The 23,053-nt window shown below is 68.7% G+C and carries 23 protein-coding genes, 1 tRNA gene and 1 other RNA gene; 14 read left to right on the forward strand and 11 right to left on the reverse strand.

Going from position 1 to position 23,053, the window contains the following annotated elements:
- Positions 1 to 44: 44 nt before the first annotated feature.
- From fabF to ACZ2G3_RS06505, 3 genes are all read left to right on the forward strand, one after another.
- Entirely contained in the window at positions 45 to 1,307 is a 1,263-nt protein-coding gene (fabF, locus tag ACZ2G3_RS06495; RefSeq protein WP_470398480.1) for a beta-ketoacyl-ACP synthase II, read from the forward strand.
- Positions 1,304 to 2,488, forward strand: coding sequence for an endolytic transglycosylase MltG (gene mltG / locus ACZ2G3_RS06500; RefSeq protein WP_470398482.1), 1,185 nt, complete (start codon positions 1,304 to 1,306; stop codon positions 2,486 to 2,488). Before fabF ends, mltG begins: the two co-directional genes overlap by 4 nt.
- A gap of 98 nt (positions 2,489 to 2,586) precedes the next feature.
- Positions 2,587 to 3,042, forward strand: coding sequence for a hypothetical protein (locus ACZ2G3_RS06505; protein WP_419267476.1), 456 nt, complete (start codon positions 2,587 to 2,589; stop codon positions 3,040 to 3,042).
- A 28-nt stretch (positions 3,043 to 3,070) separates the two neighbouring features.
- Here the strand turns inward: ACZ2G3_RS06505 and rnpB are convergent.
- The 5 genes from rnpB to gatC all read right to left on the reverse strand — a co-directional run bounded on the left by rnpB (position 3,071) and on the right by gatC (position 6,272).
- Positions 3,071 to 3,449, reverse strand: an RNA gene (gene rnpB / locus ACZ2G3_RS06510) — RNase P RNA component class A.
- 34 nt (positions 3,450 to 3,483) lie between these two features.
- Positions 3,484 to 4,146 (reverse strand): N-acetylmuramoyl-L-alanine amidase, encoded by a 663-nt coding sequence (locus ACZ2G3_RS06515; RefSeq protein ID WP_470398485.1) that lies wholly within the window; start codon positions 4,144 to 4,146, stop codon positions 3,484 to 3,486.
- 5 nt (positions 4,147 to 4,151) lie between these two features.
- A complete protein-coding gene (locus tag ACZ2G3_RS06520; protein WP_470398486.1) occupies positions 4,152 to 4,472 on the reverse strand; it encodes a hypothetical protein in 321 nt (106 codons plus the stop codon).
- A 31-nt stretch (positions 4,473 to 4,503) separates the two neighbouring features.
- The gene (gatA, locus tag ACZ2G3_RS06525) at positions 4,504 to 5,988 is read right to left on the reverse strand and encodes an Asp-tRNA(Asn)/Glu-tRNA(Gln) amidotransferase subunit GatA (protein WP_470398487.1); all 1,485 of its coding nucleotides are present in this window, start codon (positions 5,986 to 5,988) and stop codon (positions 4,504 to 4,506) included.
- Positions 5,985 to 6,272: an Asp-tRNA(Asn)/Glu-tRNA(Gln) amidotransferase subunit GatC gene (gene gatC, locus ACZ2G3_RS06530; RefSeq protein ID WP_419267480.1), complete on the reverse strand. Its 288-nt coding sequence runs from the start codon at positions 6,270 to 6,272 to the stop codon at positions 5,985 to 5,987. The genes gatA and gatC overlap by 4 nt, the downstream gene beginning before the upstream one ends.
- A 76-nt stretch (positions 6,273 to 6,348) precedes the next feature.
- Here gatC and ACZ2G3_RS06535 point away from each other — a divergent pair, with 76 nt between their 5' ends.
- The 7 genes from ACZ2G3_RS06535 to ACZ2G3_RS06565 all read left to right on the forward strand — a co-directional run bounded on the left by ACZ2G3_RS06535 (position 6,349) and on the right by ACZ2G3_RS06565 (position 12,954).
- Entirely contained in the window at positions 6,349 to 7,287 is a 939-nt protein-coding gene (locus ACZ2G3_RS06535) for an AEC family transporter (RefSeq protein ID WP_470398489.1), read from the forward strand.
- Positions 7,288 to 7,398: 111 nt separating this feature from the next.
- A tRNA-Glu gene (locus tag ACZ2G3_RS06540) sits at positions 7,399 to 7,473 on the forward strand.
- Between the two features lie 171 nt (positions 7,474 to 7,644).
- Positions 7,645 to 9,243, forward strand: a complete 1,599-nt coding sequence (locus ACZ2G3_RS06545; RefSeq protein ID WP_470398491.1) for an ABC transporter substrate-binding protein — start codon at positions 7,645 to 7,647, stop codon at positions 9,241 to 9,243.
- A 112-nt stretch (positions 9,244 to 9,355) separates the two neighbouring features.
- Positions 9,356 to 10,348, forward strand: a complete 993-nt coding sequence (locus ACZ2G3_RS06550) for an ABC transporter permease (protein WP_470399071.1) — start codon at positions 9,356 to 9,358, stop codon at positions 10,346 to 10,348.
- A complete protein-coding gene (nikC, locus tag ACZ2G3_RS06555) occupies positions 10,345 to 11,268 on the forward strand; it encodes a nickel transporter permease (protein ID WP_470398492.1) in 924 nt (307 codons plus the stop codon). Before ACZ2G3_RS06550 ends, nikC begins: the two co-directional genes overlap by 4 nt.
- The gene (locus ACZ2G3_RS06560) at positions 11,265 to 12,149 is read left to right on the forward strand and encodes an ABC transporter ATP-binding protein (protein ID WP_470398493.1); all 885 of its coding nucleotides are present in this window, start codon (positions 11,265 to 11,267) and stop codon (positions 12,147 to 12,149) included. The genes nikC and ACZ2G3_RS06560 overlap by 4 nt, the downstream gene beginning before the upstream one ends.
- A gap of 49 nt (positions 12,150 to 12,198) precedes the next feature.
- On the forward strand, positions 12,199 to 12,954 hold the full coding sequence (locus tag ACZ2G3_RS06565) for an ABC transporter ATP-binding protein (protein WP_470398495.1): 756 nt from the start codon (positions 12,199 to 12,201) through the stop codon (positions 12,952 to 12,954).
- A 4-nt stretch (positions 12,955 to 12,958) separates the two neighbouring features.
- Here ACZ2G3_RS06565 and modC read toward each other — a convergent pair whose 3' ends face one another.
- The 3 genes from modC to modA are packed head-to-tail and all read right to left on the reverse strand — an operon-like array spanning position 12,959 to position 15,430.
- On the reverse strand, positions 12,959 to 14,029 hold the full coding sequence (modC, locus tag ACZ2G3_RS06570; protein ID WP_470398496.1) for a molybdenum ABC transporter ATP-binding protein: 1,071 nt from the start codon (positions 14,027 to 14,029) through the stop codon (positions 12,959 to 12,961).
- Complete coding sequence (gene modB, locus ACZ2G3_RS06575; protein WP_470398498.1) at positions 13,990 to 14,688, reverse strand: molybdate ABC transporter permease subunit; 699 nt, start codon at positions 14,686 to 14,688, stop codon at positions 13,990 to 13,992. Before modB ends, modC begins: the two co-directional genes overlap by 40 nt.
- On the reverse strand, positions 14,678 to 15,430 hold the full coding sequence (gene modA, locus ACZ2G3_RS06580; RefSeq protein ID WP_470398500.1) for a molybdate ABC transporter substrate-binding protein: 753 nt from the start codon (positions 15,428 to 15,430) through the stop codon (positions 14,678 to 14,680). Before modA ends, modB begins: the two co-directional genes overlap by 11 nt.
- A gap of 215 nt (positions 15,431 to 15,645) precedes the next feature.
- Here modA and rpmG point away from each other — a divergent pair, with 215 nt between their 5' ends.
- Both rpmG and ACZ2G3_RS06590 read left to right on the forward strand, forming a co-directional pair.
- Entirely contained in the window at positions 15,646 to 15,813 is a 168-nt protein-coding gene (rpmG, locus tag ACZ2G3_RS06585) for a 50S ribosomal protein L33 (RefSeq protein ID WP_022707377.1), read from the forward strand.
- A 160-nt stretch (positions 15,814 to 15,973) separates the two neighbouring features.
- Positions 15,974 to 16,810, forward strand: a complete 837-nt coding sequence (locus tag ACZ2G3_RS06590; RefSeq protein ID WP_470398502.1) for an XdhC family protein — start codon at positions 15,974 to 15,976, stop codon at positions 16,808 to 16,810.
- 124 nt (positions 16,811 to 16,934) lie between these two features.
- On the opposite strand, the gene ACZ2G3_RS06595 is transcribed toward ACZ2G3_RS06590, so the two are convergent.
- The 3 genes from ACZ2G3_RS06595 to ACZ2G3_RS06605 form a co-directional block, all read right to left on the reverse strand.
- Complete coding sequence (locus tag ACZ2G3_RS06595) at positions 16,935 to 18,305, reverse strand: aminotransferase (protein WP_470398504.1); 1,371 nt, start codon at positions 18,303 to 18,305, stop codon at positions 16,935 to 16,937.
- Positions 18,306 to 18,316: 11 nt separating this feature from the next.
- Complete coding sequence (locus tag ACZ2G3_RS06600; RefSeq protein ID WP_470398505.1) at positions 18,317 to 19,777, reverse strand: NAD-dependent succinate-semialdehyde dehydrogenase; 1,461 nt, start codon at positions 19,775 to 19,777, stop codon at positions 18,317 to 18,319.
- A 115-nt stretch (positions 19,778 to 19,892) separates the two neighbouring features.
- On the reverse strand, positions 19,893 to 20,381 hold the full coding sequence (locus ACZ2G3_RS06605; RefSeq protein ID WP_470399073.1) for an Lrp/AsnC family transcriptional regulator: 489 nt from the start codon (positions 20,379 to 20,381) through the stop codon (positions 19,893 to 19,895).
- A gap of 72 nt (positions 20,382 to 20,453) precedes the next feature.
- On the opposite strand from ACZ2G3_RS06605, the gene ehuR reads away from it, so the two are divergent.
- Both ehuR and ACZ2G3_RS06615 read left to right on the forward strand, forming a co-directional pair.
- Entirely contained in the window at positions 20,454 to 21,827 is a 1,374-nt protein-coding gene (ehuR, locus tag ACZ2G3_RS06610) for a MocR-like ectoine utilization transcription factor EhuR (protein ID WP_470398507.1), read from the forward strand.
- A 188-nt stretch (positions 21,828 to 22,015) separates the two neighbouring features.
- The gene (locus ACZ2G3_RS06615; protein ID WP_470398508.1) at positions 22,016 to 23,023 is read left to right on the forward strand and encodes a TRAP transporter substrate-binding protein; all 1,008 of its coding nucleotides are present in this window, start codon (positions 22,016 to 22,018) and stop codon (positions 23,021 to 23,023) included.
- Positions 23,024 to 23,053: the final 30 nt, after the last annotated feature.

The following is a 23,053-nucleotide window of genomic DNA, read 5'->3' on the forward strand; positions in this document are numbered from 1 at the left end:
CGTGTATCAGATCGGAAAAACATGAGCAGCTAAAGGAAATGCCGATGCGCAGGGTTGTTGTCACCGGACTGGGGATGGTCACGCCGCTGGCCTCGGGCGTCGAGCCGACATGGGAGCGTCTGCTGGAAGGCCGGTCGGGCGCGGGCCCGATCACACGCTTTGACGCCTCGGACGTGGTGACGAAATACGCCTGCGAGGTTCCCTTCGGCGACGGCAGCGACGGCACCTTCAACCCCGACGACTGGATGGAGCCCAAGGACCGCCGCAAGGTCGACGATTTCATCCTGTATGGCATGGCCGCGGCCCATCAGGCGGTTCTGGACGCCGGCTGGCAGCCCGAGGACGAGGAAGGCCGGCTGCGCACCGGCGTGATGATCGGGTCGGGCATCGGCGGGCTGACCTCGATCGCGGAAACCGCGGTGCTGATCAAGGAACGCGGGCCCAAGCGCGTTTCGCCCTTCTTCATTCCCGGCGCGCTGATCAACCTGATCTCGGGCCAGGTGTCGATCCGCTATGGCTTCAAGGGGCCGAACCACGCGGTCGTCACCGCCTGTTCGACCGGCGCCCACGCGATCGGCGACGCGGCGCGGATGATCCGATATGGCGATGCCGACGTGATGATCGCCGGCGGCGCGGAAAGCCCGATCAGCGAGATCGGCATCGCGGGCTTCAACGCCTGCAAGGCCCTGTCGACCAAGCGTGCGGAGGATCCGCAGGGCGCCAGCCGCCCCTATGACGTCGACCGCGACGGCTTCGTGATGGGCGAGGGCGCGGGCATCGTCGTGCTGGAGGAATACGAACACGCCAAGGCGCGCGGCGCCAGGATCTACGCCGAAGTGCTGGGCTATGGCATGTCGGGCGACGCCTATCACATCACCGCGCCCTCCGAAGATGGCGATGGCGGGTACCGTGCGATGGAGGCCGCGCTGCGCAGCGCGAACCTGACGCCGGACCGGATCGACTATATCAACGCGCATGGCACCTCGACCATGGCCGACACGATTGAACTGGGGGCGGTGGAACGCCTGCTGGGCGATCATGCGGCGGACACGGTCATGTCCTCGACCAAGTCCTCTATCGGGCACCTTCTGGGCGCCGCCGGCGCAGTCGAGGCGATCTTCTGCGTGCTGGCGATCCGCGACCAGATCTGCCCGCCGACGATCAACCTGGACAACCCGGCGGTGACGCCGAAACTGGACCTGGCGGCCAATGCCGCGGTGCGCCGCAAGGTGGAGGTGGTCCTGTCCAACAGCTTCGGCTTTGGCGGCACCAATGCCAGCCTGGTCCTGGGGAAGGTCCTCGAATGATCTGGCGCAACCTCGCCTCGAACTTCCTGACGCTGGCGATCGTGCTGCTGATCGCCGCCGCTGCGGCGGTGGCCTGGGCCAAGCGCGAGTTCAGCGGTCCGGGACCGAGCGCGGTTGCCCAATGCGTCCAGATCGCCCCCGGCGCCAGCCTGAACGCGGTCAGCAACCGGCTGGCCGACCAGGGGGCGATCTCGAACGCCTACATCTTTCGCGCGGGCGCCGATTACATGGGCAAGTCGCGCGACCTGAAATTCGGCAGCTTCCTTGTGCAGCCCGGCGCCAGCATGGAACAGATCGTCGATGTCGTGACCGCCGGCGGCCCCTCGACCTGCGGGACCGAGGTCGTGGTGCGCGTGGGCGTGCGGGAAAACGCGATCCTGCTGCGCGACATGAATCCGGAAACCGGCGCCTATGAGGAAATGGCCCGCTTCAACCCGGCCACCGAGGACGCGCCCCAGGCCCTTGCCACCGCGCAGGACCAGGCCGACATCCGCCTGTCGCTGGTCATGGCCGAGGGCGTCACCAGCTGGCAGGTGGTCGAGGCGCTGAAGGCCGCCAGCTTCCTGACCGGCGAGGTGGCCGAGATCCCGGCCGAGGGCAGCCTGGCCCCCGACACCTACCTGCTGGAGAAGGGTGGTGACCGCAACGCGATCCTGGCCCAGATGGCACAGCGCCAGGCCGCTATCCTGGCCGCCGAATGGGAGGCGCGCCCCTTTGGCATGCCCTATGACACGCCCGAGGAGGCGCTGGTCATGGCCTCGATCGTCGAAAAGGAGACCGGCGTCGCCGCCGAGCGTCCGCAGGTGGCCAGCGTCTTCGTGAACCGCCTGCGCCAGGGGATGCGCCTGCAGACGGACCCGACGGTGATCTATGGCGTCACGAACGGGCAAGGTGTGCTGGACCGCGGGTTGCGCCGGTCGGAACTGGACGCCACGACGCCCTACAACACCTATCGGATCGACGGGCTGCCGCCCACGCCCATCGCCAATCCGGGACGTGCCGCGATCCGCGCGGCGCTGAACCCGGATGAGACGGATTACCTGTATTTCGTGGCGGACGGCTCGGGCGGGCATACCTTCTCGCGCACGCTGGACGAGCATAACGCCGCCGTCGCACGCTGGCGCGAGATCGAGCGGCAGCAGGGCCTGCCCGCCGACAGCCCGGTCCAGACCGACGGCTGAGGGTCCGCCGATCGCCATTTGACAAACGCACCCCCCGGACGCAGGCTTGCATCCGGGGGGTTTTTCATGGCCCCCGCTATCCCGGAGGAACAGCTGCCATGAAAATGTCCGACATGCTTGCAACACTGGCCGAGAACGCCCGCATCTTCGAAGAGCGAATGGGCGCCTGGCAGGCCGAGATGTCCAAGAACAGCGAAGACGCGATGGAACAGGCCCGCAAGTGGCAGGAAAGCACCGTCCAGCGCCAGGAGGAGGTCAACCGCCAGCTGCGCACCTATATGGAAGGCGCTAGCGAACAGGTGCGCAACCAATGGCAGCAGATGCAGACCACCTGGGAGACCCAGTTCGAGAAGCTGCGCCAGCAGGGCGAGGAGATGCGCGCCAATGCCAGCAAGATGACCGGCGGGACCGAGGGCAAGGGCTTTGCCGACTGGTCCGAGGCCTATGCTGCGCAGATGGTCGCCTTCGCGCAGAAGATGCAGGGCGAGGCCGCCAATGCCATCGCCAGCGCCACCGAGGCGCGCGCTAAAAGCGGCGACAGGAAAAAGACCTGACGCCGGCCGCGGGCCGTCAGGGGCGAGGTTGCGCGGAGGGCCTGTAAGCCGGATTTTGTCCACCGCTTGCGCGGCTGGATGACCATTCCTCTGGTCCGGCCGTTACCGGCCGGATCTAGCTGCCTACCCGGATCTGCTGGGGCAAGGCGGCCCTGCGGGGTTGCCCCCGCGCGCGATCCCTATTCGGCATTGCTCCCGGTGGGGCTTGCCATGCGGGCGCTGTTGCCAGCCCCCCGGTGGGCTCTTACCCCACCGTTTCACCCTTGCCTGTGCGGACACAGGCGGTCTGTTCTCTGTGGCGCTTTCCCTGGGGTCGCCCCCGCCGGGCGTTACCCGGCACCGTTGCCTCATGGAGTCCGGACTTTCCTCGACGCCCTTGCAGGCACCGCGGTCATCCAGCCCTCCGCGCGAGGGGCGGTATGGCGGGCAGGCGCTTCGCCGTCAAGGGTGGCCGTGCACGGGGGCCATCGCCGCCGCCAGCCGCGCCGCCGTCCGACGGTCGGCAGGGACCTCGGGGCCGGTTCCCCAAGGACGGTGCCGCAGGCGGAAGGCGGCCAGCCGGGTCGCAGGATCGCAGTCCGGATAGCCGATCCGGTCGAGGCTGGGACCAAGCGGCAGGTCCGGGTCCGCGCCCGATGCCCGCTGAAAGATCGCCAGCCCCTCGCGCGCCAGCGCCTCCCAGTCGAAGCGCGGGCCGGGGTCGATCTTGCGACCGGGGGCCATATCGGAATGGGCGATGATGGCGTCGGGCCCGATCTGCCAGCGGGACATGATCCCACGCAGCAGGTCGCGCAACGCCGCCATCTGCGGCGCGGCAAAGGGCCGGTCGCCGGGATTGGCAAGCTCGATCCCGATGCTGCGGCTGTTGATGTCGCAGCGGCCCTGCCACTGGCCCGCGCCGGCATGCCAGGCGCGCCGGGTCTCGCAGACCAATGCATGGGTGCGGCCGCAATCCTCAATCAGCCAATGCGCGCTGACCTCGGCCACGGGGTCGCACAGACGTGCCAGCGCCGATGCGGCATCCGCCATGCCGGTGTAGTGGATGACCACCAGTTCGGGACGCTGCCCGCGGCGGTCGCCGTGGTTCGGGCTGGGATGGGACATGGCCCTCAGGGCGTGGTGACGACGGCGACCGGGACCGGGGCGGCGGCGGGGACGACCGGATCCGCGACGACGACGACCCGGCGGATGCCCATGGTCGGCGACGGCAGGACCGGGTCCTGGCCCGCGATCTCGGCCGCGGTCGGCGCGTAGAAGGGCCGGGCGACCGGGATCACCTGCACGGGTTCGGCGCCGGTGATCAGCGCGGCCTCGCGGACGGTCAGGTACTGGCCATAGCGGTCCGACCCGAACTGATAGTTCGGGTTCAGGCCGCGATGTTCACCGCATCCGGCGACGGCCAGCGCCGTCAAGATCACCAAGCCGCGCATCCCTGTCTCCGTCATTGCCGTTTTGCAGACGTTACCACCAGCGATCCGGCTTGGCCACAAATCCCGCCGCCTGTTCCAGCACCAGCGCCTGGTTCAGCAGCTCGGCCTCCTCGAAGGGGCGGCCGATCAGCTGCAGGCCAAGCGGCAGGCCCCGCGCATCCTGTCCCACCGGGACCGCGATGCCGGGCAGGCCCGCCAGGTTCAGCGTCACCGTGAAGACGTCGTTGAGATACATCTGCACCGGGTCACCCTTGTCGACCGAACCCAGCGGGAAGGCCGCCGAAGGTGTCGCGGGCGCCAGGATCGCGTCGATCCCGTTGGCAAAGGCCTGGTCGAAGTCGCGCTTGATCAGCGCGCGGACCTTGCGGGCGCGGTTGTAATAGGCGTCGTAGAAGCCCGCCGACAGCACATAGGTGCCGATCATCACCCGGCGCTGGACCTCGGGGCCGAAGCCTTCGGCGCGGGTCTTTTCGTACATGTCGGTGATGCCGTCGCCCTGGCCCAGCCTGGCGCGGTGGCCATAGCGGACGCCGTCATAGCGCGCCAGGTTCGACGAGGCCTCGGCCGGCGCGATGACGTAATAGGCGGGCAGGGCGTATTTCGTGTGCGGCAGGCTGATCTCGACCACCTCGGCGCCGGCATCGCGCAGCATCTGCGCGCCTTCGCTCCACAGCGCGTCGATGTCGGCGGGCATGCCGTCCACGCGATATTCGCGGGGCAGGCCGATGCGCTTGCCGCGGATGTCGCCGGTCAGCGCGGCCTCGAAATCGGGCACCGGCAGGTCGGCGCAGGTGCTGTCCTGCGGATCGGCCGATGCCATCGCGCCCAGCATGATCGCCGCGTCGCGCACGGTCTTGGTCATCGGGCCCGCCTGATCCAGGCTGGAGGCATAGGCGATGACGCCCCACCGGCTGACACGGCCATAGGTGGGCTTCAGCCCCACCGTGCCGGTGAAGGCCGCGGGCTGGCGGATCGATCCGCCGGTATCGGTCCCGGTCGCCGCCAGGCACAGGTCCGCCGCCACCGCAGCCGCCGAGCCGCCCGAGCTGCCGCCCGGCGTCAGCGCGCGGCCATCCTCGGCCTTCCAGGGGTTCACGGCGGGGCCGTAGCAGCTGGATTCGTTGGTCGAGCCCATCGCGAACTCGTCCTGGTTCAGCTTGCCCAGCATCACCGCGCCCGCGTTCCACAGGTTCTGCGTCACGGTGGATTCGTATTCCGGGCGAAAGCCCTGCAGGATGCGGCTGCCGGCCTGGGCGGGGACGCCCTTGACGCAGAAGACGTCCTTGATGCCCACCGGAATGCCGGTCATCGGCGCGGCGCGGCCCTGGCGGATGCGCTCATCGGCGGCCACGGCCATCTCATGCGCCAGGTCGGGGGTGCGGTGCACAAAGGCGTTCAGCGCGCCGGCGCCCTCGATGGCGGTCAGGCAGGCCTCGGTCAGCTCCACCGCGGTCACCTCGCCCTTGGCCAGGGCATCGCGCGCCTCGGAGATCGTCAGTCGGTTCAGATCGCTCATTCCATCACCTTCGGCACGGCGAAAAAGCCCTCGCGCGCGTCGGGCGCGTTCGACAGGATCTTGTCGGCCATCCCGCCCGTCGTCACGACATCCTCGCGCCGCTTCAGTCGCAGGGGGGTCACGCCGGTCATCGGCTCCACGCCCTCGACATCCACTTCGTTCAGCTGTTCCATGAAATGCAGGATGCCGTTCAGCTCGCGTGCCAGCGCGGGCAGCCCGGCGTCCTCGACCGCGATACGCGCCAGATGCGCGACCTTGCGGGCCTCGTCCTCGGTGATCGACATGACGTTTCCTTTCGTTCGGCGCGGGTCTACAACCCCGCGCGAAAGGCCGCAAGCCGCACGACCACAAGGAGGCGCCATGCAGCCCGCCCTGTCCATCCTGCCCGTCATCGCGCTGGTCCTGCTGGGTCACCTAGCCCGCCGCAGCGGCGTGATCGCCCCCGCCAGCTGGCCGGGGATCGAGCAGCTGGGCTACCGGGTGCTGTTCCCGGCGATCCTGCTGACCTCGATCTACCGGTCCGAACTGTCGGTGGGCCGGCTTGGTCCCTATCTGGCGGCGCTGGCCTTGGCCTTTGCCGCGACGGGCGCGCTGGCGCTGCTGCTGCGGCGCCCGCTGCGGCTGGACGGGCCGCAGAGCAGTTCGCTGTTCCAGGCCGCGCTGCGGTTCAATTCGCTGCTGATCCTGGCGGTGGCGGCGCAGGCGCTGCATCCCGGTGCGCTTGGCGATCTGGCGGTGGCATTCGCCTTCCTGATTCCCGCCTTCAACATCGCCGCGATCATCGCCCTGACCCTGTTGCCCGCGGCCGACACGGCGCCGGCCGGCACCCGGGCCAGCCGCCGCATCGCGGCCGAGGTGTCGCGCAACCCGATGGTGCTGGGCTGCATCGCGGGTCTGGTCCTGAACCTGTCGGGCGCCGCGCTTCCCGCCGGGGTGATGGCGCCGCTGGACTGGCTGGGGCAGGGGGCGCTGGCGGTGGGCCTCTTGTCCGTGGGTGCGGGGATCGAGCCGCGTCGCCTGCTGCGCACCGATCCGGCCATGTGGCTGGGCGTGGGGCTGCGCCTCGCGCTCTGCCCGGTAATCTTTCTGGGGGCCGCGCTGGTTCTGGGCCTGCCGCCGGGGCAGCTGGCGTCGGGTGTTCTGGCCACGGCCGCACCGGGGGCGCCGGTCGGCTATATCCTGGCACGCCAGATGGGCGGCGACGCAGATTTCTACGCCGCCATCTTTACCTGGCAGACGGTGCTGACCGCGGCCAGCCTGCCGTTGTGGCTTATTTTTGCAGGCTTTCTTGGGGGATGAGGGGCGATTTCAAAATTTTTGCGCGGAGGCGAATTTTTCCGCTTGCGCGTTTCGGCGGCTTTGCCTAAACACCGCCTCACGCCGCCGGGAAGACTGGCAGCGACAGAAAGTGGCCCGTTCGTCTATCGGTTAGGACGTCAGGTTTTCAACCTGAAAAGAGGGGTTCGACTCCCCTACGGGCTGCCACTTCTTCCTTCTGACATGACCTGCTGAACCGCGCGGCCCTTGCCGCGCCTTTTGCGTTCGGTCCCGATGCCGCCCTCACGGGCCTTGCAAGGCCGATGGGCTTGGGTCAACCTGCATGGCATGCAACTCCGCCAGAAGACGGAGACACATATCCATTCAGGGAGCCTCCAGATGACCATCCGTTTGACGACCCGTGCCCTTCTTCTGGCCTCGGCCCTGGGGCTTGCGCCCGCGGCCTGGGCCGAGACCCCCGCCGACACTCTGGTCGTGGCGCATACGATCGACGACATCATCAGCCTGGACCCGGCGCAGAGCTTCGAGTTCGCGGGCAATGACGTGAACAACAACACCTATGACCGTCTGGTCGATTTCGACCCCCTGAACCCCGAGGCGGGATTCCAGCCCAGCCTGGCGGAAAGCTGGGAAGTGTCCGAGGACGGAACCTCGATCACCTTTACCCTGCGCGAGGGCGTGACCTTCCATTCCGGCAATCCGGTCCGGGCCGAGGATGCCGCCTGGTCGCTGCAGCGCGCGGTCAAGCTGGACAAGACGCCGGCCTTCATCCTGACGCAGTTCGGCTTTACCCCCGACAATGTCGAGGAGATGATCACCGCCGAAGGTAACACCCTGACGCTGAAGCTGGACAAGCCCTATGCGCCCTCCTTTGTCCTGAACTGCCTGACCGCGAACATCGCCAGCGTCGTCGACAAGGAAACCGTCATGGCGCAGGAGCAGGACGGTGACCTGGGCAATGGCTGGCTGAACACCAACGAGGCCGGCTCGGGCGCCTATGTCCTGGCCGCCTGGCGCCCGAACGAGCAGGTGCAGCTGACCGCCTTCGAGGAGTACTGGCAGGGCGCGCCCGCGATGAAGCGGGTGATCGTGCGCAACGTGGCCGAATCCAGCGCGCAGCGTCTGCTGCTGGAACAGGGCGACATCGACGTGGCGCGCAACCTGACGCCCACGGATGTGGACTCGATCTCGGCCGCGGAGGGCGTCACGATCGAGGACGAGCCGCGCGGCCGCATCCTCTATATGGGTCTCAACCAGAAGGACGAGCTGCTGTCGAACCCCGCCGTGATCGAGGCCATGAAGCACCTGGTCGATTACGAGGGCATCACCGGCAGCTTTCTGAAGGGCCAGTTCGTCACCCATCAAAGCTTCCTGCCGCTTGGCTACCTGGGCGTGCTGGAAGACCAGGCCTGGACCTATGACGTCGAAAAGGCCCGCCAGATCCTGACCGATGCGGGGATCGAGGGCGGCACCATCACCACCCGCGTGCGCGACCTGCGCGAATATGTGGACGTGGCCCAGGCCCTGCAGGCCAGCATGGCCCAGGTCGGCCTGACGCTGAACATCGAGCAGATGACCGGCGCGCAGGTTCTGGACGCCTATCGCGCGCGTGAGGTGCCGATCTTCCTGGGCGAGTGGGGACCGGACTATTCCGACCCGAACACAAATGCCGCGACCTTCGCCTACAACCCCGACAACAGCGACGAAGCGAATGCCGTGGGCCTTCTGGCCTGGCGCAACGCCTATGCGGTGCCCGAGGAGATGAACGAGGCCACCGTCGCTGCCACGCTTGAGCAGGACACCGAAAAACGCGCCCAGATGTACAAGGACATCCAGCGCCAGTACCAGGCCGAGGCGCCGATCGTCCCGCTGTTCCAGCGCATCGAGCAGGTGGGCATGCGCGACAATGTCCAGGATTGGTGGAGCGGCGGCGCCGTCACCTCGGTCATCTACCGCCAGGTGACGAAGGGCGAATAGGGCCTTGTCCGCGACCGACACCACCGGCGCCGGGGGAACATCCTCCGGCGCGAACCGGCCCGATCCCGACCCGACCGGCCGCCGCGCGCTCCGCCGCCGTCGCGCCCGCAGCATCGCGGGCACGCTGCTGTCGCTGGCGCTGACGCTGGTGGGCCTGTTGCTGGTCACCTTCATCATCGGCCGCGTCATGCCCATCGACCCGGTGCTGAAGGTCGTGGGCGACCGCGCGACGCAGGCCCAGTATGACGCCGCCTATGTGGCCATGGGGCTGGACAAGCCGCTGGTCGTGCAGTTCCTCACTTATATCGGCGATGTGCTGACGGGCGACTTCGGGCGATCCATCTCCACCGGGCAGCCGGTGGCGCAGGACATCGCCCGCGTCTTTCCCGCCACGGTCGAGCTGGCCACCCTGGGCACGCTGATCGGCGTCCTGATCGGGGTGCCGCTTGGCGTCATCGCGGCCGCCCGGCGCGGCGGGATCATCGACCAGGTTGCGCGGGTCGTGGCGCTGGTCGGCTATTCGATGCCGATCTTCTGGCTGGGGCTGATGGGGCTTCTGGTCTTCTACGGCATGCTGGGCTGGGTCGGCGGGCCGGGGCGGCAGGGGATCATCTATGACGGCATGGTCCCCGACGTCACCGGCATGATCCTGGTCGACAGCCTGCTGGCGCGCGACTGGGCGGCCTTCCGCGACGCGTTTTCGCACATCATCCTGCCGGCCAGCCTGCTGGGCTATTATTCGCTGGCCTATATCAGCCGCATGACCCGCAGCTTCATGCTGGAGCAGCTGTCGGCCGAATATGTCATCACCGCCCGCGTCAAGGGCATGTCCGAAGGCGCTGTCATCTGGCGCCACGCCTTTCGCAACATCGCCATTCCGCTGGTAACCGTCATCGCGCTGTCCTTCGGCTCGCTTCTGGAAGGGTCCGTCCTGACCGAGATCATCTTCAGCTGGCCGGGCCTCGGCAGCTACATCACCCGCGCGCTTCTGTCCGGCGACATGAACGCCGTCCTGGGCGGCACCGTCGTCATCGGCGTCTGCTTCGTGGTGCTGAACCTGTTCAGCGATATCCTCTATCGCGTCCTTGACCCGAGGTCGAAATGAGCGCCGTCTCCCGCCCCCCGGAGAGCCGCCGCGACTGGCTCTTGTCGGATGCGCCCCGGACCCGTCGCCAGGCGCGGTTGGGGGCCCTCTATCAGGGCTGGCTGACCTTCCGCGCCAACCGGCTGGCCATGCTAGGGCTGGTTATCCTGGTCCTGCTGATCGGCATGGCGATCCTGGCGCCTTGGATCGCGCCGCAAAGCCCCTATGCCCAGAACCTGGGGAACCGGCTGCAACCGCCCTCGGTCGCGCATTGGCTGGGAACGGACGCGCTTGGCCGGGACATCCTGTCGCGGCTGATCCACGGATCGCGGATCACGCTGTTCATCGTCGGCACCGTGGCGCTGATCGCGCCGGTGATCGGCCTCTTCATCGGCACGGTCGCGGGCTTTGCGGGCGGCTGGGTCGACCAGGTGCTGATGCGCATCACCGACATCTTCCTGGCTTTCCCCAAGCTGATCCTGGCGCTGGCCTTCGTGGCGGCCCTGGGCCCCAGCATCGGCAACGCGGTCCTGGCGCTGGCCCTGACCGCTTGGCCCCCCTATGCGCGCCTCGCGCGGGCCGAGACGCTGACCATCCGCAACGCCGACTTCATCGCCGCCGCGCGGCTGCAGGGGGCGGGGCGGCTGCGCCTGCTGGTCCGCCACATCTGGCCGCTCTGCATCAGTTCGCTGATCGTGCGGGTGGCGCTGGACATGGCGGGGATCATCCTGTCGGCGGCGGGCCTTGGCTTCCTGGGCCTGGGCGCGCAGCCGCCGATGCCGGAATGGGGGGCAATGATCTCGGACGGGCGGGCCTATATCCTTGATTTCTGGTGGGTGGCCGCGATGCCGGGGCTGGCGATCTTCACGGTCTCGATGGCCTTCAACCTGCTGGGCGACGGGCTGCGCGACGTCCTCGACCCCAAGGGGGACAAGTCATGACCGAACCCCTCTTGTCGGTCCGCGACCTCAGCGTGACCTTTCCGACCCGCCAGGGCAGCTTTCAGGCGGTGCGCGGCATCAGCTTCGACCTGGGCCGCGAACGCCTTGGGGTGGTGGGGGAATCGGGCAGCGGCAAGTCGATGACCGGCCGCGCGATTCTGGGCCTCGTCCGCCCGCCCGGCCAGGTGCAGGCCCGTTCCCTGACGTTGCAGGGACAGTCGATCCTGAACCTGCCCGACCGGCAGATGCGCAAGATCCGCGGCGGCCGCATCAGCATGGTCATGCAGGACCCCAAGTTCAGCCTGAACCCGGTCATGACCGTCGGCCAGCAGATCATCGAGGCCTATCGCCTCCATGCCAGCGCCCCCCGCGACCAAGCCCGCCAGAAGGCGCTGGAGATGCTGGAGGCGGTGCAGATCCGCGACCCCGAACGCGTGATGAACGCCTATCCGCACGAGGTGTCGGGCGGCATGGGCCAGCGCATCATGATCGCCATGATGCTGGCCCCCGACCCGCAGATCCTGATCGCCGACGAACCGACCAGCGCGCTGGACGTCTCGGTCCGGACCGAGGTTTTGAACATCATGGACCTGCTGGTGCGGGATCGCGGCATGGGGCTGATCTTCATCAGCCACGACCTGAACCTGGTGGCGCAGTTCTGCGACCGGGTGCTGATCATGTATGCCGGCCGCATCGTCGAAACCCTGCCGGCGCGCGACCTGCACCAGGCCCGCCACCCCTATACGCGGGGACTGCTGGACAGCCTGCCGCGCCTTGATGCGCCGGTGGACCGCCTGCCGGTCCTGCAGCGCCAGGACAGCTGGCGCGACGCCGACCTGCTGGCCCCCCACGCCGATACCGACCTGCCGGGAGGGCTGTGACCATGCGGCTTCTTCGTTGTTCAAATACCCACCGCGCCGGGTGCGGCCGATGCTGACGGTCCGGGATCTGGACGTCTGGTTCGGCCATGTCCCCGACCGCGTCGATGCGGTCAGGCAGGCGACCTTCACCGTGCGGCAGGGCGAAAGCTTTGGCCTGGTGGGTGAATCCGGTTCGGGCAAGTCCACCATCCTGCGCGCCATCGCGGGCCTGATCCCGACCTGGTCCGGCCGGATCGAGGTCGACGGCCGGGTGCTGGACCGCGACCGCCGCGACAGGGCGTTCTTCAAGACCGTGCAGATGGTCTTTCAGGACCCCTATGCCAGCTTGCATCCGCGCCATTCGGTCGATGCCGTCCTGGCCGAGACGCTGCGCCTGCAGGGGATGGACCGGATCGACCAGCGCATTGTCCGGCTGCTGGACGACGTGGGTCTGGGGCAGGGGTTCCGCTTCCGCTATCCGCACCAGCTGTCGGGCGGCCAGCGCCAGCGCGTGGCCATCGCCCGGGCGCTGGCGGCCGAGCCGCGCGTCCTGCTGTTGGACGAGCCGACCAGTGCGCTGGATGTCAGCGTCCAGGCCGAGATCCTGAACCTGCTGGCCGACCTGCGGGCCGAACACGGGCTGACCTACCTGATGGTCAGCCATGACCTGGCGGTGGTGGGCCACATGTGCGACCGCCTGGCCGTCATGCAGCAGGGTCGCATTGTCGAGGTGATGGAGGTCGGGGATCTGCGTCGCGGCGCGGGTCGCGCCGATTACACGCGCCACCTGATCGCCGCCTCCGGGGGCTATCGGCGCGAGGCGTGAGGGATCACCTGGCGGCCTCCGGCTCGCCCGTCAGGATGGCATGAACCAGCGAACCCTCGGGCGGCGCGTCGCCCGGATCGGGCAGGCGCGCCAGCAGCATCCCGCCCCCCGTCTGCAGGCGCAGCAGGCCCGCATCGCCGGGCAGCGCCCCGATGACCCGCGCTTCCAGGATGTTGCGCACCATCAGGCCCTGCGGCGGCTGGCGCGCGATCAGCACCTGGTCGGCCCGGATGCGCAGCCGCAGCGGGCCCCGACCGACCGGCCCCGCGATCCACAGCGGCCCGGCGGGGCTGTCCAGCACCGCGATGCCGTCGCAGCTGTGGCGCAGGGTCACCTCCCATTCGACCCCCGGCGCGGCGGCAGGATCGGGCAGCATCTGCGCGGGCGTGCCCTGCCCGGTGACGCGGCCGCGCTCCAGCCGGATCACGGTGGTGGCCATGCGCCGGATCTCGGGCGCAGAATGGCTGACATAGAGGATCGGCAATCCCTCGATGTCGCGCAGACGCTCCAGATAGGGCAGGATCTCGGCCTTGCGGGCATCGTCCAGCGCCGCCAGCGGCTCGTCCAGCAGCAGCAGGCGCGGCCGGGCCAGCAGCGCGCGCCCCAGGGCCACGCGCTGCGCCTCGCCGCCCGACAGCGCCGCGGGCCGGCGATGCAGCAGCCCGCCGATGCCCAGCAGCTCGGTAATGGCGGGCAGGTCGGGTCCGCCGCCCCGGTTGGTGCGCGCCGCGAACCACCGCCCGAACAGCAGGTTCTGCCGCACGCTCAGATGCGGAAACAGCCGCGCGTCCTGAAAGACATAGCCGACGCCCCGGCGATGGGCGGGCAGGTCGATCCCCCGCTGCCTGTCCAGCAGGACCGTGCCGCCCACTGCGATCCGCCCCGCATCGGGGCGCAGCAGCCCGGCCACCGCATTGACCAGCGTCGTCTTGCCCGCCCCCGACGGGCCATGCAGCGCCGTCACGCCGTCCGGCGCATCAAAGGCCGCATCCAGAACAAAGGCGCCCAGGCCGTGGGTCAGGCGGACCGACAGGCTCATCCCGCCACCCGCCGCGCCACGGCCCGGCTGACCCATTCCGAGGCCAGCAGCGCGCCCATCGACACCGCGATCGCCACCAGGACCAGCCGCCCGGCCTGCGCCTCGCCGCCCGGGATCTGCAACTGGCTGTAGATGGCCGAGGGCAGGGTCTGGGTCTGGCCGGGGATGTTCGACACGAAGGTGATGGTGGCGCCGAATTCGCCCATGGCCTTGGCAAAGGCCAGGATGGCGCCGGCCAGGATGCCGGGCGCGATCAGGGGCAGGGTGACGGTCAGGAAGACCCAGGGCCGCGGTGCGCCCAGAGTGGCGGCGGCCTGTTCCAGGCGCGGGTCCACCGCCTCGATCGACAGGCGGATGGCGCGGACCATCAGCGGAAAGGCCATGACGGCGGCGGCCAGCGCCGCCCCGGTCCAGCGAAAGGCCAGCACGATGCCGAACCACTGGTCCAGCCATTGCCCCACCGCGCCGCGCCGCCCGAAGGTCAGCAGCAGCAGATAGCCGGTGACGACCGGCGGCAGGATCAGCGGCAGGTGGACCAGCATGTTCAGCAGCTGCCGCCCCGGAAACCGCCAGCGCGCCAGGGCATGCGCCACCAGGATCCCCAGGGGCAGGCTGCAGAGCATCGCCCAGAAGGACACCCGCAGGCTGAGGGCCACCGCCTGCCATTCGCCGGGGGTCAGCCAGTCAGGGGGCAAGGCTGAAGCCTTCGTCCCGGAACGCGGCCTGGGCCTCGGGAGAGGACAGCGCCGCCAGGAAATCCCGGTCGGCCGCGTCGCCGGCCCCGGTCAGCAGGGCCACGGGATAGGTGATCGGCGGGTGGCTGTCGGCCGGGAACTGCCCGATGATGCGGACCGCGGGTTCGGCCGCCGCGTCGCTGGCATAGACGATGCCAAGCGGCGCCTCGCCCAGGGCGACCAGCGCCAGCGCGGCCCGCACATTGTCGGCCTGCGCCACCCTGTCGGCCACCCCCTCCCACAGGCCAAGACTGGTCAGCGCCGCCTTGCCGTATTGCCCCGCCGGAACCGCATCCACCAGGCCCATCGCCAGGCGGCCATCCCCCAGCAGGCCGGAAAGGTCCAGTTCCTCGTCGATGACCACCTCTGGCGCATCTGGATCGGCCGAAACCAGAACCAGCCGGTTGCCCAGCAGGTCGCGGCGCGTGCCGGGCTGCACCAGGCCCTGCCGCTCGACCTCGGCCATCCACTCCGGGGCGGCCGACAGGAAGATGTCGGCCGGGGCGCCTTCGATGATCTGCCGCGCCAGCAGGTTCGACCCCGCATAGACCGGCGTGACGCTGTGCCCGGTCCGGGCCGAGAACTCTGCCGCGATCCGGTCCAGCGCCGTCCGGGTCGAGGCGGCGGCAAAGACGCTCACCTCCCCCGCCTGGAGGGGGAAGACGGGCAGGAGGGTCGCCAGGATCAGGGCAGGGATGCGCATGGGGCCTCGGATCGATATGTTCGGCCGGAAATATCGTCCGCTGCGCGGCAGGGGGCAAGGGGTTTTTGCGCCCGCCTTCCTGCCCGACAGGGCGAAATATCCGGAATTCTGCCCCGGAACGGTTGACTCTGCCACGCTGCTGGCTAAAAGGCGGCTTCAAGACGAATTCCACGGGGTTTGCGGCGCGCGATTGCCCCGAAGCAGGAGCAGTAACCATGGCGAAGCCGACCACCATCAAGATCCGGCTGAACTCGACCGCCGGCACGGGTCATTTCTATGTGACCAAGAAGAACGCCCGCACGATGACCGAGAAGATGACCGTTCGCAAATACGATCCGGTCGTGCGTCAGCATGTCGAATACAAGGAAGGCAAGATCAAGTAAGATCTGCCATCCGGCCGAACGATGGGACCGCATCCGCAAGGATCGCGGTCCTTTCGCATTTTTTGCCTTGGCGGAAGGGCTTTGAAAGCGCAGGCAGCACGGGAACCCCCCGCGGGGCTGGCACGTTCACAAGCGTGCCTTTTGCAGCCGGATGTTTCCCATGACGATTTCTGCCCCCTTGTCCGTCCTGCCCGAATGCCCGGTCAAGGCGCTTCTGGCGCGCCCCGGCGGCGCCTTGGCGTTGCTGACCGGTTCCTCCGGCGGCTTTCCCCGCCGCCCGGGCGCCATGATGGCGCTCTGGCCGGACGGCATGCGCGTGGGCCGGCTGGGGGCAGGCTGCATCGATGCCGACATCGCGGCGCATCTGGATCGCGAAGGACCGGTGACGCGGCTGGTCTATGGAAAGGGCGGGCCGGTCGATCTGCCCTTGCCCTGCGGGGGCCAGGTCCAGATCGCGCTGCTGCGCAGGCCGGATGCCGACTGGCTGTCGGCGGTCTGGGACGATCGCATCCGCCGCCGGACCGGAGACTGGCAGGTCAATCTGGACAGCGGCCGCATCTGCCGGGCCGACCCCGGCGATTCCGCGAAAGGTTTTCGCATGGTGCTGCCGCCCCCGCCGGCGATCCAGATCCACGGCGAAGGAGACGAGGCGCAGGCGCTGGCCTCCTTGGTTCAGGCCTTGGACCTGCCCTGCCTGGGCAGCGACAGCCGGCTCGACAGCCACAGCGCGGTCGTGACGCTTTTTCACGACCATGATCGTGAGCTGCCGGCACTGGGTCGGGCGCTGGCTTCGGAGGCATTCTATATCGGGGCCTTGGGGTCGCGCCGGGCGCAGGCGGCGCGGCTGGCGGCGCTGCGCGAGGCGGGCCATGACGAAGCGGCCTTGGCGCGCCTGCGCGGCCCGATCGGCGTCACCGCCCCGGCCCGCGACCCCCGACTGATCGCCGCATCCGCCCTGACCGAAATCCTGGCGGCCTATGAGGCGCTGACCGCCTGACCGGTAGGGTCTTCCCACGCCGTCTTCCGGACATGGATCGGCCGGCCCGATGATCGGACCGGCCGCGCTCTTCTTCGTCGTGCAGATGCCCCGCGGTGGGGGGCGCGAAGCCCCCCGCCCGCGCTCAGCCCAGAACTTCCGCCAGCGCCTCGGCCGTCACCGCCACGATCTGGTCCGCCTCGTCCCGCGTCAGGCACAGCGGCGGGGCAAAGCCCAGGATGTCGCCCTGCGGCATGGCCCGGGCGATGACGCCGCGCTTCAGCATCGCCGCCACGACCTTGGCGCCCTTGCCCTCGGATGCGTCAAAGAAGCGCCGTGCATCGCGGTCCGCGACCAGTTCGACGGCGCACAGCATTCCTTCGCCGCGCACTTCGCCGACATGGGCGTGATCGCCCACCGCCGCCTGCATCCGCTCGTTCAGATAGGCGCCGACGGTGCCCGCGTTCTCGACCAGCCCCAGGCTGTCGATCAGCTTGAGGTTGGCGACGCCCGCCGCGGCGCCGATGGGATGGGCCGAATAGGTCCAGCCGTGGCCCAGAACGCCGTTCTCGTCTGTGCCGCGCTCCAGCACCTCCCACATCTTCTGCCCGACGATCGAGGCCGAGAGCGGCGCATAGGCGCTGGTCAGGCCCTTGGCGCTGGTGATCAGGTCGGGCTTCATGCCGTAGTGGTCCGAGCCGAACATCGTCCCCAGGCGGCCAAATCCGGTCACGACCTCATCCGCGATCAGCAGGATGTCATGCGCCTCCAGCACCGCCTGGATGGCCGGCCAATAGCCGGCCGGGGGCGGGACGATCCCGCCGGTCCCCAGCACGGGTTCGCCGATGAAGGCGGCGATGGTGTCGGCACCCTCGGCCTCGATCAGCGCCTCCAGCTTCTCGACGCAGTAGCCCACGAAATCGCCTTCGGACATCGAGGCGTCGGGGCGGCGGAAGTAATAGGGCGCCTCGGTATGGATAACCTGATCCAGCGGCAGGTCGAACTTCTTGTGGAACAGTTCCAGCCCGGTCAGCGAGCCGGTGACCAGGCCCGAGCCATGATAGCCCCGCCAGCGGCTGATGATCTTTTTCTTCTTCGGACGGCCCAGGATGTTGTTGTAATACCAGACCAGCTTGACGTTCGTCTCGTTGGCATCCGACCCGCCAAGGCCGAAATAGACCCGCGCCATGCCTTCGGGCGCGCGGTCCATCACCATCTTGGACAGCGTGATCGACGCCTCGGAGCCGTGGCCCGCATAGGCGTGGTAATAGGACAGCTCGCGCGCCTGCGCGGCGATGGCCTCGGCGATCTCCTGCCGGCCGTAACCCACGTTTACACAGTAAAGCCCCGCGAAGCCGTCCAGCAGGCGGTTGCCGTCGCGGTCCTGGATGAAGACCCCCTCACCCCCGGTCACGATCCGCTGCGGCGCCTCGCCCCGCGCGAATTGCGCCAGATGGGTCGAGGGGTGCATGAAGTTTTCGCGGTCCCATTTCGCCAGTTCGTCATTCGTCAGCATCGCGTCTCTCCTCATGCCCAATCGCGGCAAACATACTTGATTTCGGTAAAGGCCTCGAGGCCCTGGCGCGCACCCTCGCGGCCCAGCCCGGACTGTTTCATCCCCCCGAAGGGGATCGGCGCGCCGGTGACCTTGGTTCGGTTCACGGCGACCATTCCGTATTGCAACGCCCGGCTGACCCGATAGATCCGCCGCGGGTCCTGGCTGTGGACATAGGCAATCAGCCCGTATTCGCTGTCATTCGCGCGGGCGATGACCTCCTCCTCGGTGTCGAAGGGCGACAGGGCCGCCACCGGGCCGAAGGTCTCCTCGTGCATGATGGCGGCTTCGTCGGTGACATCGGCCAGGACGGTCGGCTTGAAGAACAGCGGGCCCAGGTCGGCCGCCACCTCGCCGCCGGTCAGGATGCGCGCGCCATGCGCCACGGCGTCCTGCACATGCGCCACCTGCTTGGCCACCTGCCGGTCGTGGATCAGCGGGCCCAGATCAGCGTCCTGCATCCCCGGCGCCAGCGTCAGCTTTTCGACCGCCGCCGTGAAGCGCGCGCAGAAGTCGTCATAAACGTCGCGGTGGATGTAAAAGCGGTTGGCGCCCAGGCAGTCCTGACCCGAGGTCGCGAACTTGGCCTTCACGGCCTCGGCCACCGCGCGGTCCAGGTCGGCACTGGGAAAGACGATAAAGGGCGCGTGGCCGCCCAATTCCATCACCAGCCGCTTCACCGTGTCGGCGGACTGGCGGTAAAGCAGCCGCCCGACCTCGGTCGAGCCGGTGAAGGACAGCGCCCGCACCCGCGCATCTGCGGTCCATTCGCCCACGATGGTCGCCGCATCGCCGATGACGGTGTTCACCACGCCGTCGGGAAAGCCCGCGCGCCGCGCCAGCACCGCCAGCGCCAGCGCCGACAGCGGCGTCTCGGCCGAGGGGTGGATGACGACGGTGCAGCCCGCGCCCAGGGCGGCGGCGGCCTTGCGGGTGATCATCGCGCAGGGAAAGTTCCACGGTGTCACCAGCGCGGCGACGCCTACGGGTTCGCGCCACAGTTCCATCTCGGCATCCGCCAGGTGGCTGGTGACGCCCTCGATGTTGGGGCGCAGCGCCTCCTCGGCATAGAACTGCACGAAGCTGGCGGCATAGTCGATCTCGCCGCGCGCCTCGCCGATGGGCTTGCCCTGTTCGGCGACCATGATGCGCGCCAGGTCTTCCTTCGCCTCCAGGATCAGCGCGTGCCAGCGGTGCAGGATCGTGGCGCGGTGCTGCGGCAGCACGGCCGCCCATCCGGGAAAGGCGGCCTGCGCCGCATCGACCGCCGCGCGGGCGCCGGACGCATCGCTGATGGCGACCTGAGCGACCAGCCCGCCCGTGGCGGGGTCGCGCACGGCCAGCCGGCCCTCGGCGGGAAAGTCGCCGCGCCCGGGCAGCAACCCGCGATCGGCCAGGCGTTCGGTCAGGGTGGTCTGGTGGTCGTCGAACATGCGTGCCTCCTTTGTCGGGGACAACATGCGGCGGGGCGGGCGGAGGGTTTCTCCGAATGGGGCGGGGCAGGGCAGAGGAATCCTCTGTTCCCCGCCACGCGGCCCGAGGATTTCTCTAATCCAGCAGCGCCGTCGCCGGGGGCAGGTCCTTGACCGGCTTCGTCACGATATAGCTGAAATAGCGCCTGACCCCGGCGCGGCTCTCCAGCAACCCGTCCATCAGCGCCTGAAAGGCCGCGACATCGGTTGCCACTACCTGCATCAGATAGTCATAGCCGCCGCCGATGGCCCAGCAGCCGGTCACCGCCTGCATCCGCGCGATCACCCGTTCGAAGACCTGAAAGCTTTCGGCGCGGTGGCTGTCCAGTTCGACCGTGACAAAGACCTGCACATGGGCGCCGAGCGCGGCCAGATCGACCTGCGCACGATATCCGCGGATCAGGCCCGCCTGTTCCAGCCGCTTCATGCGGTCCCAGCAGGGCGTGGGCGACAGGTTCACCCGTGCGGCCAATTCGGTCTTGGCGATGCGCCCCTCGCGCGACAGGATCGCCAGGATGGCGATGTCGCGGTCGTCGAGCCGCAGGGAGGATCGGGGCGGGACCATGCCCCGGTTGTTCCCGCGCCCCGGACGAATGTCAATCTGGACAAGCCGCGCCGCGGCGGCGATCTTGCGGGGATGTCCCATTGGCCGCTTCGCAAAGACGATATCACCCGCCCCGCCTATCGCAGCCTGGCGCAAGGCATCGCCGCCGCCATCGACGCGGGCAGCCTGCGCCCGGGCCAGCGCCTGCCGCCGCATCGCGACCTGGCCTGGCAGCTGGGCGTCAGCGTGCAGACGGTCAGCCGCGCCTATGAGGAGCTGATCCGCGCCGATCTGATCTCGGGCGAGGTGGGGCGCGGCAGTTTCGTGAAATCGGGCCCGCGCGAGACGATCGAGGTGCCGTGGTTCCGCGCCCCCACCGACCGGCCGCCGATCGATCTGTCGATGATGACCCCCGTGCGCCTGCCGCAGATCGCCGGCGCCTGGAGCGCGACGCTGATCCGCCTGGCCGACCGCCTGCCCGACCCGGCGATGCTGTCCTTTCGTCCGCGCCAGACCATGTCCCTTTACGGGGGCATGGCCGCGGCCTGGCTGGCACGCTGCGGCATGGTCGTGCCCGCGCAACGCATCCTGATCACCAACGGCACGACACCCGCCATGTTTGTGGCGCTGCTGACCGTGGCCCAGCCCGGCGACGTGATCGCGACCGAGGCCGTGACCTGCCACACCCTGAAACCTGCCGCCCAGCACCTGCACCTGCGCCTGAAGGGGATCGCCTGCGATGCCCAGGGGATGGATCCAGACGCGCTGGTCGCGGCGGCGCGGGCCTCGGGCGGGCGGATGAAGGCGGTGTTCCTGCTGCCCTCGGGCGGGGGGCCGCTGGCGCAGATCATGGACCGCGACCGACGCGAGGCGCTGGCCCAGGCCGCGACCCGCGCCGGGCTGATGATCCTGGAAAGCGACCCGACCGGTCCCATGCCGCCGCGCCGCCCGCCGGCCGTGTCCAGCTTTGCCCCCGACCGCAGCTTTTATTTCACCGGCCTGTCGAAATGCCTGTCGCCAGGCCTGCGCATGGGTTTTCTGGCGATGCCCGAAAATTTGGCAGAGGCCGCGCTGAACCGGCACCTGTCGATGGCCTGGATGGCCACGCCGTTGATGGCCGAGATCGCCCAGGACTGGATCGCCGGCGACACGGCCGAGGCGCTGCTGGCCGCGCAGCGGGTGGAACTGGCCGCCCGCAACCGCATGGCCGTCCGCATCCTGGGGCCGCGCGCGCAGGGGTTCCTGCACGGGCTGCACCGCTGGCTGCCGCTTCCCGACGGCTGTGACGAGGCCGAGGTGCTGGCCCGCGCGCTATCGCACCAGGTGGCGCTGGCCCCCGGCGCAGGCTTTGCGATGGGGCCTGCCGGGCCCGCGCTGCGGGTGTCCCTGGGCGGCGCGGCCCTGCGCGATCTGGAACAGGCATTGCGCATCGTTTCGGCACTTCTGCCCCCCGACAGCCGCATCTGAATCGGGCCGATCCGGCCTTCGGTTTGACTCCTGCCGCCAAAATTGTCATGATTTAATATAGAAATTGACTTGGAATCCGCTTGGGCCGAACTCTCTGCCCAAGCCGGAACGGGCCCATCTGTCCGAATCCGGCAACCCAAGGGCCGCCGATGCCCCGGCGTCGCGACGGCCCGACCACAGGAGGTACCATGACCATCAAGACCCTGACCGCCGCCAGCCTGACCGCCCTTGTCCTTGGCTCGGGCGGCGCATTTGCCGACACTTGGCGCTATGCCTTCGAGGAGGCCCTGGACGAGGTCCAGGGCGTCTTCGCCCAGAAGTTCAAGGAAGAGGTCGAGGCCAATTCCGACCACGAGGTGCAGCTGTTCCCCTTCGGCACGCTGGGGGAAAGCGACAACATCCTGGAACAGACCCAGTCGGGCATCCTGCAGTTCGTGAACCAGTCGCCCGGCTTCACCGGGTCGCTGATCCCCGAGGCGCAGGTGTTCTTCGTGCCCTATCTGCTGCCCGAGGACGATCAGCAGCTGTTCAAGTTCTTCCGTGCATCCGAGACGATCAACAACATCTTCCCCGAGCTTTACGCCGAACAGGGGCTGGAACTGCTGGCCATGTACCCGGAAGGCGAGGTGATGCTGACCACCAAGCAGCCCGTCACGGGACCCGCCGACCTGGGCGACGTCAAGGTCCGCGTGATGACCAACCCGCTGCTGGTCGAAAGCTACCAAGCCTTTGGCGCCACCCCCACGCCGCTGCCCTGGGGCGAGGTCTATGGCGGGTTGCAGACCGGCATCATCGACGGCCAGGAAAACCCGGCCTTCTTCATCGAATCGACCCGCATGTACGAGGTGACCGACCACATCACCCGTCTTGGCCACAACAACTTCACCACCGCGCTGATGGCCAACAAGGACTTCTTCGACGGGCTCCCTGAGGAAGACCAGAAGGTGATCGAGGACGCGACCCAAGCGGCCTTCGACCACATCATCGAATACCAGCAGGGCCTGACCGAGACCTCGCTGGAAAAGATCAAGGCCGCCAAGCCCGAGATGACCGTCACCACCCTGACCGAGGAACAGCGCGCCCCCTTCCGCGAGACCGCCGACCAGGTCGAGGCGACCTTCCTGGAGATCGGCGGCCCGCGCGCGCAGGAGGTCCTGGACCAGATGAAGGCCGACCTGGAAGCCGCGGCGAACTGATCGCCCCCTGGATCCCGAGCCGGCCCCCGA

This window comes from Paracoccus sp. KKT209 (assembly GCF_055635455.1).